At 63.1% G+C, this 12,838-nt stretch carries 10 protein-coding genes; all 10 read right to left on the reverse strand.

Features of this window, described 5'->3' with window-relative positions:
* Nucleotides 1-18: 18 nt before the first annotated feature.
* On the reverse strand, nucleotides 19-1,188 hold the full coding sequence (mraY, locus tag HH212_RS03570) for a phospho-N-acetylmuramoyl-pentapeptide-transferase (RefSeq protein WP_169434120.1): 1,170 nt from the start codon (nucleotides 1,186-1,188) through the stop codon (nucleotides 19-21).
* Between the two features lies 1 nt (nucleotide 1,189).
* The gene (locus HH212_RS03575; protein WP_211172501.1) at nucleotides 1,190-2,704 is read right to left on the reverse strand and encodes a UDP-N-acetylmuramoyl-tripeptide--D-alanyl-D-alanine ligase; all 1,515 of its coding nucleotides are present in this window, start codon (nucleotides 2,702-2,704) and stop codon (nucleotides 1,190-1,192) included.
* 2 nt (nucleotides 2,705-2,706) lie between these two features.
* Complete coding sequence (locus tag HH212_RS03580) at nucleotides 2,707-4,269, reverse strand: UDP-N-acetylmuramoyl-L-alanyl-D-glutamate--2,6-diaminopimelate ligase (RefSeq protein ID WP_169434122.1); 1,563 nt, start codon at nucleotides 4,267-4,269, stop codon at nucleotides 2,707-2,709.
* The gene (locus HH212_RS03585) at nucleotides 4,269-6,038 is read right to left on the reverse strand and encodes a peptidoglycan D,D-transpeptidase FtsI family protein (protein ID WP_169434123.1); all 1,770 of its coding nucleotides are present in this window, start codon (nucleotides 6,036-6,038) and stop codon (nucleotides 4,269-4,271) included. Before HH212_RS03585 ends, HH212_RS03580 begins: the two co-directional genes overlap by 1 nt.
* The gene (gene ftsL, locus HH212_RS03590) at nucleotides 6,035-6,307 is read right to left on the reverse strand and encodes a cell division protein FtsL (RefSeq protein ID WP_169434124.1); all 273 of its coding nucleotides are present in this window, start codon (nucleotides 6,305-6,307) and stop codon (nucleotides 6,035-6,037) included. Before ftsL ends, HH212_RS03585 begins: the two co-directional genes overlap by 4 nt.
* On the reverse strand, nucleotides 6,304-7,275 hold the full coding sequence (gene rsmH, locus HH212_RS03595; RefSeq protein ID WP_169434125.1) for a 16S rRNA (cytosine(1402)-N(4))-methyltransferase RsmH: 972 nt from the start codon (nucleotides 7,273-7,275) through the stop codon (nucleotides 6,304-6,306). The genes ftsL and rsmH overlap by 4 nt, the downstream gene beginning before the upstream one ends.
* Nucleotides 7,276-7,283: 8 nt before the next feature.
* Entirely contained in the window at nucleotides 7,284-7,712 is a 429-nt protein-coding gene (mraZ, locus tag HH212_RS03600; protein WP_169434126.1) for a division/cell wall cluster transcriptional repressor MraZ, read from the reverse strand.
* A 1,090-nt stretch (nucleotides 7,713-8,802) separates the two neighbouring features.
* Nucleotides 8,803-9,066 carry a PAAR domain-containing protein gene (locus HH212_RS03605; protein ID WP_169434127.1) on the reverse strand — a complete coding sequence of 88 codons (264 nt, stop codon included), beginning with the start codon at nucleotides 9,064-9,066 and terminating at the stop codon, nucleotides 8,803-8,805.
* Between the two features lie 62 nt (nucleotides 9,067-9,128).
* Entirely contained in the window at nucleotides 9,129-10,607 is a 1,479-nt protein-coding gene (locus HH212_RS03610; protein ID WP_229217550.1) for a hypothetical protein, read from the reverse strand.
* Nucleotides 10,604-12,817: a T6SS effector phospholipase Tle3 domain-containing protein gene (locus HH212_RS03615; protein WP_169434128.1), complete on the reverse strand. Its 2,214-nt coding sequence runs from the start codon at nucleotides 12,815-12,817 to the stop codon at nucleotides 10,604-10,606. The genes HH212_RS03610 and HH212_RS03615 overlap by 4 nt, the downstream gene beginning before the upstream one ends.
* Nucleotides 12,818-12,838: the final 21 nt, after the last annotated feature.

A 12,838-nucleotide genomic window follows, 5' to 3' on the forward strand; every position in this document is an offset into this window, starting at 1 on the left:
CGTTCATGGTCATCCCGGTCAACGCAGTTTCAGGGTGGACAGGCCGACCAGCACCAGCATCATGGTGACGATCCAGAAGCGCACCACGACCTTGGTTTCCTTCCAGCCCTTCTGTTCGAAGTGGTGGTGCAGCGGCGCCATCAGGAACACGCGGCGGCCGGTGCCGTAGCGCTTCTTGGTGTACTTGAACCACGAGACCTGGATGATCACCGACAGGGTCTCGGCCACGAACACGCCGCCCATGATGAACAGCACGATTTCCTGGCGCACGATGACGGCGATGGTGCCGAGCGCACCGCCCAGCGCCAGCGCGCCGACGTCGCCCATGAACATCTGCGCCGGGTGCGCGTTGTACCAGAGGAAGGCCAGGCCGGCGCCGGCCATGGCGCCGCAAAAGATCAGGATCTCGCCGGCGCCCGGGATGTGCGGGATGAACAGGTAGCGCGAATAGGTGGCGCTGCCGGTGAGGTAGGCGAACAGGCCGAGCGCGGCGCCCACCATCACGGTCGGCATGATCGCCAGGCCGTCCAGGCCGTCGGTGAAGTTGACGGCATTCGAGGCGCCCACGATCACGCAATAGGTCAGCGCGATGAAGCCCCACACGCCCAGCGGGTAGCTGATGCTCTTGAAGAACGGGACGATCAGGTCGGCCTTGGGCGGCAGGTCGAGCGAGAAGCCGGACTGCACCCAGGCGAAGAACAGTTTCCAGACTTCCCACGGGGTCGCCGCCGAGACCGAAAACGCCAGGTACAGCGAGGAGGTGATGCCGATCAGCGACATCCAGAAATATTTTTCGCCCGAGCGCATGCCTTCCGGGTCCTTGTAGACCACCTTGCGGTAGTCGTCGACCCAGCCGATGGCGCCGAAGCCGAGTGTGACCACCAGCACCGGCCAGATCAGGCGGTTCGACAGGTCGCACCACAACAAGGTCGACAAGCCGATCGCGATCAGCACCAGCACGCCGCCCATGGTCGGGGTGCCGTGCTTGGACAGGTGGGTCTGCGGACCGTAGGTGCGCACCGCTTGCCCGACCTTCAGCTCGGTCAGGCGGCGGATCACGACCGGGCCGCAGAACAGGCCGATGGCGATCGCGGTGATGGTAGCGAAGACGGCACGGAAGGTGATGTAGTTGAAAACGCGCATCGGACCGATATAGTCCTGAAAATATTGTGCGAGCCAGAGAAGCATGTCAGTGAGAATCCTTGCGGTGTTCGTGTGGGGTGGTCAGGTGCTGGACCACGCGTTCCATCTTCATGAAACGCGAGCCCTTCACCAACACAGTTGCGTCGGATTTGCTGCCCAGTTGCTTGTCCAGTGCTGCCAATAAATCGTCGAACTGCTCGTAGTGTTGCGCGCCCGTCCCGGTCATGTGGCGCGCCAGCGCGCCGGTGACCAGCACGGCGTCGATGCCGCGGGCGGCGGCATACTCGCCGATCTCGCGGTGGAATTCGGGGCCTTGCGTGCCGACTTCGCCCATGTCGCCCAGCACCAGGATGCGCGGCGCGGCGGCCTGCGCCAGCACGTCGATGGCGGCGCGCACCGAATCGGGGTTGGCATTATAGGTGTCATCGATCAAGGCTGCACCGTGCGCGGTGTGTTTGCGCTGCAGGCGGCCGTTCACGGGCGCGAACGCTTCCAGGCCGCGCACGATGGCGGCGACCGGGATGCCGGCGGCCAGGGCGCAGGCGCAGGCGGCCAGGGCGTTGCGGACGTTGTGGGTGCCGGCGGCGGACAAGCGGATGGTGAAGTGCATTACGCCGTCTGCGTCACGCGCCGCTTCACGTTCGGCCACGTCCGCCACCACGTCGTCCCCGCGCAGGCGGGGACCCAAGCTGACTTCGCCTTCCCGCAGGCTGTGCAATTGTTGCATGCTCAGCATGGGTCCCCGCCTGCGCGGGGACGACGCGGTGATGGTCAACTCACTGCCGAAATTGTTCGGCGTGTAGCTCGCCCGCACGTCGCACGCCTCGCTCAAGCCGAAAGTCAGCACCTCGCGCTCCCCCGCCAACCCGCGCCACAGGCCCGTGTACTCGTCATCCCCCGGAAACACCACCACGCCGTCGTCCGCCAGCGCCGCCAGCACCGCGCCGTTCTCGCGCGCCACCGCTTCCACGGTGTGCATGAACTCCTGGTGCTCGCGCTGGGCGTTGTTGACCAGCGCCACCGTCGGCGCCGCGATCGCGGCCAGGCGCGCGATTTCTCCCGGGTGGTTCATGCCGAGTTCGACCACCGCGGCGCGGTGGCCGTCGTGCAGGCGCATCACGGTCAGCGGCACGCCGATCTCGTTGTTCAAATTGCCTTGCGTGGCCAGGCGCGCATCCTCGCCCACCGCAGCCGCCAGGATCGCTGCGATCATTTCCTTGACCGTGGTCTTGCCGTTGCTGCCGGTGACGCCGATGACGGGAATGGCGAAGCGGCTGCGCCAGGCGTTGCCGATGCGGCCCAGCGCCGCCAGCGTGTCCGGCACCACGATGGCCGGCAGCGTAAAACCTTGCGGCAGGCGCTCGGCCACGACGGCGGCCACGCCGGTGGCGGTGATGCGGTCCAGGAAGTCGTGGGCATCGAAGCTCTCGCCGCGCAGGGCGACGAACAGCGCGCCGGGGGCGGCCTTGCGGCTGTCGGTCGACACGCCCTCGAAGGCGGCGTCCGCGGTCATGCGCGCGCCGTCCAGCGCGGGCAGCAATTGTGCGAGCGAGCCGCGGATCATCAATTCGTCCTCATCATCGTCAGCCGCGCGGTGAGCGCCAGCGCGGCATGGTCGGCGTCGGAAAACGGGATTTTCCGACCCTTGATTTCCTGGTAGGGCTCGTGGCCCTTCCCCGCCAGCAAGATCACGTCCGCCTTGCCGGCCTGCTTCACCGCCAGCAGGATGGCGGCGGCGCGGTCCTCGACCGCCTGCCACGGCGCCCCGGCCGCATCCATGCCGGCCACGACCTGCTCGATGATCGCCTGCGGCGCTTCGCTGCGCGGATTGTCGCTGGTGGCCACGACCTGGTCGGCATGCTGCGCGATGCGGCCCATCTGCGGACGCTTGCCCGGATCGCGGTCGCCGCCGCAGCCGAACACGCACCACAGACGGCCGCCGCGTTCCTTCGCCACCGGCCGCAGCGCGGCCAGGGTCTTTTCCAGTGCGTCCGGCGTGTGCGCGTAGTCGATCACCACCAGCGGCGCATCCTGGCCGCCGACCTGCTGCATGCGCCCCGGCGCCGGCGTCAAGGCCTCGATCGCGTCCAGCGCCGCGCGCAATTCGATGCCCTTGGCCAGCAGCGCGCCCAGCACCGCCAGCGCATTGCTGACGTTGAAGCGGCCCACCAGCTGCGTCCTGGCCACAAGCGCGCCCCAGGGCGAGGCCAGCTGGAACTCGGTGCCGGCCGGGCGCGCACGCAGGTTCGAGGCGCGCAAGACCTCGATGCCGTCGAACACGGCCGCGCCGGTGCCCGCACCGTCTTCCTCCACGGTATAGCCGGTCACGGCAACGTCCGGGCGCTGGGCGCGCAGGTAATCGACGATACGAACGCCGGCCGCGTCGTCCAGGTTGACCACCGCGGTGCGCAGGCCGGGCCAGCCGAACAGCTGCAGCTTTGCGCTTTCGTAGGCGTCCATGTCGCCGTGGTAGTCGAGGTGGTCGCGCGTCAGGTTGGTGAACACGGCCACGTCGAAGTGCATGCCGGCGGTGCGGCGCTCGACCAGGCCGATCGACGACACCTCGATCGCCAGCGCGGCGGCGCCGGCGCTTTTCAGCTTGTCCAGTTCGCCGGCCAGCAGCACCGCGTCCGGCGTGGTGTAGCCGGTGACGTCGAATACCGGTTCGGCGCGCCCGCGCACCAGGCCCACGCCGAGCGTGCCGATCACGGCGGCCGCTTCGCCCTTGCCCTCGCCCTTGCCTGCGCCAAGCTGGGCCAGCGCCTGCGCGGTCCACAGCGCGCACGAAGTCTTGCCGTTGGTGCCGGTGACGCCGACGGTGAACATGGCGGCGTCCGGATGACCATAAAAGGCGTGGGCGATCGGGCCGGCGCTGGCTTTCAGGTCGGCCACGGCCAGGTGCGGCACGGCGAACCGCGCATCCCAGGCGAAGCCGCGTTCCTCGAACAGCACCGCCGCTGCGCCGTTGGCGATGGCGGCGCCGATGAACGTGCGGCCGTCGGCGGCCTCGCCCGGATAGGCGAAGAACACGTCGCCGGGCGTCACACGGCGCGAATCGGACGTGATGCGGCCGGTCGGTGCGGCAGCGCGGATCCAGGCGCAGATGTCGTCCAGGCGCGCGCTCATCAGTTGCTCTCCTCGAGGGGATGTTCCGGGATGATGATGTCGGTGACCGTCGAATCCGGCGGCACGTTGTCGGCGCGCAGCGCGTTGGCCGCCAGCGCGGCGAAGGTCGGTGCCGCCACGCCGCCGCCGGTGTGGATCGCGCCGGTCGGGTCGTCGATCATCACCGCGATCACGAAGCGCGGGTTGGACATCGGCACCATGCCGGCGAACGAGCCGACGTAGTGCGTCTGCGAATAGCGGCCGTCGATGACCTTTTGCGCGGTGCCGGTCTTGCCGCCGGCGCGGTAGCCCGCCACCTGCGCCTGCGACGCGGTGCCCTGCGGGCTCACCACCGATTCCACCATGGTGCGCATTTGCGCGGCGGTCTTCGGCGAGATGATCTGCTGGCCGACCGGCTTTTCGGTCACCTTCTGGAACGACAGCGGGATGATGTCGCCGTCGCGCGCGAAGATCAGCCAGGCGTGCGCCAGCTGCAGCAGCGACATCGAGATGCCCTGGCCGAACGACATGTTGGCCTTGGCCACGATCGGCCAGGATTTGTAGGGACGCACGCGCCCCGCCACCGCGCCGGGGAAGCCGTAGCGCGGCGCCTGGCCGAAGCCGACCTTGGTGAACATCTCCCACATTTCCTGCGCCGTCAGCATTTCCGAGATCTTGGTGGTACCGATGTTGGACGACTTCTGGATGATGGTGCTGACGTCGATGACGCCGTGCGGGTGGGTGTCGCGGATCACGTGGCCGCCGGTCGAATAGCGGCCGCCGCCGGTGTCGAACAGCGTGGTCGGCTTGACCAGGCCCTTGTCCAGCGCCAGCGCTACCGTGAACGGCTTCAGCGTCGAACCCGGCTCGAAGGTATCGGTGATCACGCGGTTGCGCAGCTGCTCGCCGGTGAGGTGGGCGCGGTTGTTGGGGTCGTAGGTCGGCCAGTTGGCCAGCGCCAGCACCTCGCCGGTGTGGACGTCGATCACCACCGCGGCGCCGGCCTTGGCGTTGAACTTCTCGACCGCGTTCTTGACGCTGTTGAAGGCGATGTACTGCAGCTTGCTGTCGACCGACAGGGTCAGGTCCTTGCCGTCGTGCGGCTCGCGCGACATGCCGACGTCCTCGACGATGTGGCCGAGGCGGTCCTTGATCACGCGCCGGCTGCCCGGCTGGCCGACCAGCGACTTCTGCTGCGCCAGCTCCATCGCTTCCTGGCCGACGTCCTCGACGTTGGTGAAGCCGACCATGTGCGCCATCACCTCGCCCTGCGGATAGAAGCGCTTGTACTCCTTGCGCATGTCGATGCCGTCGAGGTCGAGCTTCTGGATCTTGGCGATCACGTCCATCTCGACCTGCCGCTTGAGGTAGACGTAGCTGCGGTCGGAGGCCAGCTTCTTGAGCAGGTCGGCTTCCGGCATCTCCAGCAGGGTCGCCAGTTCGCGCAGCTTTTCCGGCGGCGCGTCCTTGATGTCGGCGGTGAAGGCGGACACCGACTTCACCGGCAGCGACGAGGCCAGCACCATGCCGTTGCGGTCGAAGATCTTGCCGCGCGTGGCGGCCAGTTCCTCGGTGCGCATGTAGCGGCTGGCGCCCTGCTTCTGCAGGAACTGGTTGTCCATCGCCTGCACCCAGATGGCGCGCCCGGCCAGGCCGGCGAACGCGGCGAACAGCACGAACAGCACCACGCGCGAGCGCCAGTCCGGCAGGCGCACGCTCAGCACCGGACTCTTGGAAAATGCCATGCCCTTGCCCGCGGCCACGCGGGAACCGTTGGTGCCAGCCTTCATTGGGCGCCTTCCGTCAGGTATTGGGTGCGCGCCGGGGTCAGGGGCGCCATGTTCAGCTTGGAGACGGCGATCTGCTCGATACGCTCGTTCTTGCCGAGGGTGGACTGGTCGAGCTGGAGCTGGGACCAGTCGATGTCGAGCTGGCGCTGCTGCTGCTGCAGGCGCTCGAGGTCGATGAACAGGTGGCGCGCCTGGTAGCGCGCGTTCACCACCGACAGGGCGCAGCCGACCAGCAGCACGGTCAGCACGATGTTCAGCTTGCCCGTCATGCAGGTGCTCCCGAACCCGCCTCCAGGCGCTCGGCCACGCGCAGCACCGCCGAGCGCGCGCGCGGATTGGCGCCGACCTCGCCCTCGGACGGCTTGGCCTTGCCCAGCAGCTTCATCAGCGGCTGCGGCAGGTCGGCGGCGCGGATCGGCAGGCGCCGGTCCGGCTGCTCGACCTTGGCCTTGGAGGCCAGGAATTGCTTGACCATGCGGTCTTCCAGCGAATGAAAACTGATGATCGACAGGCGCGCGGCGGGCGCGAGCAGGCCGAAGGCCGCGCTCAGACCTGCTTCCAGGTCTTCAAGCTCTTGATTGATGAAAATCCGGACAGCCTGAAAGGTCCGGGTTGCCGGATCCTTGCCCTTCTCCCTTGTCTTGACCGCGTTTGCCACGATTGCGGCAAGCTGTCGTGTGCTTGAAATTGGCTCGACTGCGCGGCGAGCAACAATCGCCTTTGCAATCTGAAAAGCAAACCGTTCTTCCCCATAATCGCGAATCACCTTTTCCAGTTGTCGTTCCGGCGCCTCGGCCAGCCATTCGGCGGCGGAGATGCCCCGTGTCGTGTCCATCCGCATGTCGAGCGGACCATCGTTGCGGAAGCTGAAGCCGCGCGCGGCATCGTCCACCTGCGGCGACGAGATGCCCAGGTCGAGCAGGATGCCGTCGACCCGCTGCACGCCGCGCACCGCCAGCGCTTGTCGCATGGTGGCGAAGCTGTCGTGGACGATGGAAAAGCGCGGATCGTCGATGCGTTCGGCGGTGGCGATCGCCTGCGGGTCCTTGTCGAAGGCGATCAGGCGGCCCTGCGGCGCCAGTTTCGACAAGATCAGGCGGCTGTGGCCGCCGCGCCCGAAGGTGCCGTCGATGTAGGTGCCGGACGCACGCGCGCCGGCCAGGTCGAGGGCATCGACCGCTTCATCCAGCAGCACCGTGCGATGCTGCAGATCCGGCACCGGCTGAGTCGAGTTCATGCGGTGCCTCAGAAGGAAAAATTGGAAAGGGCATCGGGCATGCCGCCGGCCACGGCCGTGGCCTCGTCGGCGGCCAGCCTGGCGGCGTCCCAGATCTCGAAATGGCTGCCCATGCCGAGCATCATGACTTCCTTTTCCAGGCCCGCCGCGCTGCGCAGCTCGGGCGCGATCAGGACGCGGCCGCTGCCGTCCATCTCGACATCGGAGGCGTTACCGAGGAAAATGCGCTGCCACGCCCGGGCCGACATCGGCCAGGCGGCGATCTGTTCGCGGTGTTGTTCCCATACCGGGCGCGGGAAGAACAACAGGCAACCATGCGGGTGTTTCGTGAGCGTCATACGGCCTTCGCACTGCTGGATCAAGGCGTCGCGGTGCTTGGCTGGGACGGACATCCGCCCTTTCGCATCGAGATTGATCGCTGACGCGCCCTGAAACACGTTTTACCTAGTCTTGGAGAGTTGTCTATCTGATATTGGTTAGGGGCCAGGAAACAGGTGTGTCTCCCACAAAACTGCACTTTTTGCCACCGTTTCCCACTTTAGAGGATGCGTTGTCACTGGTCAAGCGAATTCACGTCCAGAAAACTTCGAAATTGCTAATGAAACCAATGACTTAGCGCACTTACTTGAAGGTCGCTCAAGTAAAAATGTTGAGCAAAATTAGACACTTAGGTCATCAAGTGCATGTGCTACCTCATCTAGACACATGGGTTTTATGTTTGATCGAGCGCAAATATGGAGGTCGACTTGGCCGATTTGACGCCACATGGCGCACGTTAGCGGCATGACCGCCGAAATTGCGTATTCACGCATCGAGGACAGGACGGATTCGAGTGCCCCTCTGGTATCTCTCTGTCCGCCTGGCGGTGCAATGTTCAGCTCGGCAAGGTCTCGACAACGGCTTGGCCCACGCCGGCGACAAGGAGAGAACTGGGTCGAAGGTATCCTGCATCCACTGTTGAACTGCATGGCGGTGTACGACGTGCCGGCGACGCGTCGCCGGCGCGCCTGACCGACGTGTCGCCGCGCGACGTGCGCAAGATGGTGCTCGACGCGCTCGGCTATGAGGTGGCGGATCGACGCATATAGGTAATGACTGCGGACGTCCGCTGCAAGCCGATGACGGGCAAGGGTCGAATCGGGTACTAAGAACCTATCCCAGTAGGGAACCGGTCGTTGCTGACGCGCCTGGCAAGCGGGGGCGGCGTTACTCGTCCTTGCATGGCTCGCCATGCGGCGTCCTCGCGCCTTGCCCGCGCTCGCCATGCATCGTCATCAACTTCCCTCTCCCTACTGGGATAGGTTCTAAAAGTCTATTCGGGCAGACCTACTGCGCGTGCAGCGAGAATGCTGCGTGCGAGACAGGCGAGATCAGTGCTTGGTTCATTCGGCCAGCGGATGAGCAGACCGGGAAATCGGTTCATCCAAGCGTGCATGCCGTACGTTTGGGGTCGATTTGCCTCAGCCGTGCTTTTGTCATCGCACCATCCATGGAAAACGATGTAAATCAGCTCTACCTGGATACTCTTCAAGTTCGACCGCTGCCGCCTACCGTGGATATCAGTTTGGCGCCGCAGCTTGTCGTATGACCTTCGAACGCGACCGGAATACCATCGATCAGTACCGCCGGATCGCCTTCCGCGATCACGCAGTATTCATGGCCTTTGATCGGACAAAGACAGCGGTCGCCCTTGCGCGCCACCGCCACGCCCATCACCGTGGTATGGGGGGCGGCCGAAATCACTTTTCCGCCATGGCTGGTCGGGTCGTTCAAACGGATGACGTGACGCATCGTTTTTCTCCGCTCGTCTAAAGCTGGCAACCAGTCCAGAGGGTATAGATGATGTCCCGCTGTCAACGGGAGTAGCCTTGCGAGCCGGGTTTTGCATCATGACGCAAGCCCCACCATGGCAGGTACGCGGTATTTCCGCCGCGCGCGCGGAACCAGGGTTTGTCCGCCTGGATCGGGCTCACCACGGCGGGCGGCAGTACCAGCGTTGCCGTCGGTTGCGATGCATCGGTGGTCCCGGCCACCAGGACGGTCTTGCCGAGATGATTGGCATAGGCAATGCCCAGCGCGACGTTAGTCAGGGCAGTGCCGGCGCCCATCTCACCCAGCAGTGCAGGCGTATTGAAGGTCTGCTTGACGAAGTCGAGTTCCGGCACGCTTTCAGTGAGTGTGCGACCGATGAGGGCCAGGCGGTCCGACGAATCGGGATGCAGCTTGCCGGCGTCGTGGATGGTGAAACCGATGTCGATAGTGTGTTTGCCGGCGTTATGCGCGGCCTTGTCCAGCACCGCTTTCCATGCCTGGATGGCGCGCGGCGCCTGGCCGCTCTTCGCTTCGAAATCCGCGACCCTTGTAACGGTCGGATAGCCGAGCCAGGCCAGCGGGGCGCGCTCGGTATTGTAGTCGGGGCCGGCGAGGACCAGCAGCACCATGTTTTCGTTGATCTGCTCATCCTTGAGGGGATAGCTTGGTGCGTCCCAGTTCATGACCCAGACGGTTTCTTTCGGGTGCGCTTGCAGGTAATCGAGGCCGGCGGACAGGGAAGTGAAGCCGGCGTTCGGGCCACCCAGAGTGATACTGACGTCGGGGGGCGTGCTGCGGGTCCAGGCATTTGGAAATGAATGAAGGCCGATATCGAAACTATCGATAATGCAGTCGCGTACAAGTTTAGTGGCTTCGACAGGATCAATTTTTCCGTGTGGGATCGCATACTCGACATGAATTCCTGCCAACTCCCGCCATGTGGTTTTGTCTTTTAATGAATGAGCATTATAGAAATACTCAGAATCACTAAAATAAATGTCTCGGTGCTTACCAATTATCTTTTCAAGAAATTGACGATGATATTCTGAAAATGGCGTTAATCCATTATTTCCAAAGGCAATGATTGCTACAGCTTGCACACTACTAAAGGCCCTAGGATCAGACTTGACCATGTCATCGTTCTGATTCGGCTTTACCAGCCCCATCGTCCATAATAGTTGCCATTCCGTAGGGTAGTCCATTCGTTGTAATGGGTTTAGCCACTGCAAACCTACCACTTGGGCGACGAATTGCTTCTGATGCTTTGTGTTGGTAGAAGGCACATTCACATGTTCGGCTTTTGCTGTTTGAGTAGTGAAAAAAGTAAGACATAAAAAAAAGATGAATGAAAAAGAAGTGGGAGCTACAAACAGTCGCATGATAAGATCTCCATCGGCAAATGCGTCAGACGCGGTCGGCTCTCTATATCGGATGCTAAATACTGCAATCATAAACGCTGCTACAAACACACCGATACAGTACACTGCACGACGAGCGTAAATGTTGAGTTTAGCGCTCATTTGCCTCCTCCATTTTTTCCAGAAAATACCTCACGATGGTCAACAATTTTTGACGGCATGCTACCGTCGCCTCCTTTTTGCGCCGCCCATTCTAGGACCGACATGTTCTTGAATCGACCTTTTTTAAAGTATTCGGCAAATATCGAGTTTGTATTTTCTCTATCAACATATTCTAGATAGCGCCAGTCCGCAATTAAGCGCAACATTGCCAGATCACTTTTGTTAATCCAGCAAATTCCGACAGCCACGTCATACGCCAATGCCTTCCGCGAGTGCATTGAATTAGTCATGATGGTCGAATGATCGGTCGCATGCGTATCGATCGTCTCGGCCAAGCTCTCCCTGATTTTCTTCGTACGCCAAGCGGTATAGCTGGCGCTGGCGTTCGACGGATCGTCTTCTTCCACCACCGATTTATCGTTTGTGTACAGGCCTTCGCGCTTGGCCTGCATACGCAGCATGGCATGGTGTTCGTAACGAAGCGCCGCTTCGCTGTCCTGGTCGCCTTCGGCGGCGTCCATGCCCTTGCGCCTGGCATCTGCTGTCGCGTTTGCAGGCATGGGGCGGTCACCTTCATAAGGGTCCCCAGGCTCCCTTATCCGTTTGCTGTCGCGGTATTCTCCTGGCGCATCCATGCCTTGGTCAAAGGCCTTGCTGGCTTGGCCGAAGCGCAGGCCTTCCGGATCGAACGGTTCCGGAAGATCGGGGCCAGCCAGGGGTGTGATCCAGTCATTAGGGGGCAAGGCATTGATGCGTATGTCCATCATGCCGGTCGCCGCCAGCAGGACCGGCGCGGATGCAAAGGTCATGACCTTGCCGGCCCAGTTGGTGTTCGAGCTCAGGCCTTTCGACATCGAATAGTATGCCTTGGGAGACGGCGGATACCAGAAATCCTGGCTGCCGCGCTTCGGCTTGTTGTGCTGGTCCGCCCAGGCATCGTATTGCCCCTTCTTGCCAACCGTGAAGCCTTGGGAAAACACGCGCTGGCAGAACGTGCCGGCGCCGTTGGCCGCATCGATCTCGTATTGGCTCAGGCCGCGCCAGCCGATGCCTTGGACCGTGGAGGATGAAATGACCTGGTCATGCGGATTGAAGTACAGAGTAACGCGGCCATGTGTGGAGGGCGTGGGGCCATAGCCATGCCGGCGCCGGTCGGATGCAGCGTCGAAGCCATGCGTCTTGTTCGCCATGGCCTCGTCGATGAGATCGGCCTCCTGCTCTGCGTCTTTCTGCCGGCGCACGATGTCGAAGAATGCGCGCAGCGTGCCGATGCGCGCATCCCAAGTCTGGCGTCCTCCATTGCCATCAGGATCTTTAAGACCGCGCTCGGCCAAGGCCTGGAACACGTTGTCCTTTACCAGGCTGTATGGCGGGTTGCACAGGACGTAGGTATCGGCCACGCAGCGCCCATTCTTGCCGGACGGATCGCGCGCCGGCGCCAGGCGGTCGCCTAGAAAGGCGGCGGCCATGCCGATCATGTTGCCTTGGCTGTGGCAGACGATGGTGATCGGCACGTCGGCCTGCTTGCTGCGGACGGCCTCGACCAGCTTGGCCAGGCGCAGCGCGGCCAGTACGTAGTAAGGTCGTGGCGGGCACGCATACACCTTGCGGTCGTTGGTCGGGTTCATGTGCTGCACGTGCAGCCACAGGAACAGCTGGTCCGACAGCCCATCGCCCCACAAGTCCGGGAGCGCCGTGCAGCCGTTGGCGAAAGGGCCGCCACCCCAGTAATTATCTTCATTCAAATAGATTCCGCTGCCGAACGTCTGCAGCTCGGTGCTGCTGGCCTTGTAGCCCCAGCGGAATTGGATGACCGGCGAAAAATGTGCAGAGGACGCGATAAAACTCTTGGCCGTTTTCCTCGGATTCAAAAACCCGTCGGCGGTCAGATCGGGCAGGTAAGGCACGGGGTGCAACTGGCCGCCTTCGATCGTAGGGTATGCCAATTGCTCGGCGCGCCGTTTCAAACGATTGTTCAAGCCATCGCACAATCCTTGTTCGGCCTGGCTGAACCATTCGCCGTCGGAATTCACACCGTGAACGAAAATGACGATGCCGGGCAAGGGCAACTGCATGATCACATCCAGGTATTTCGGTCCCAGGAACAGCGTGCCGGTCTTTTCGCCAACCGCGATCGAGTTGACGGGCTCCAGCCCATCGCCGGCGCGGTCCGACGACAGGCCGATGGAAGAAACAGACGTGTCAGTCATATTGGCTCTATGCTGGTTGAT

The sequence above is a fragment of the Massilia forsythiae genome, from assembly GCF_012849555.1.
In the GTDB taxonomy this organism is placed as follows: Bacteria; Pseudomonadota; Gammaproteobacteria; order Burkholderiales; family Burkholderiaceae_D; genus Telluria; species Telluria forsythiae.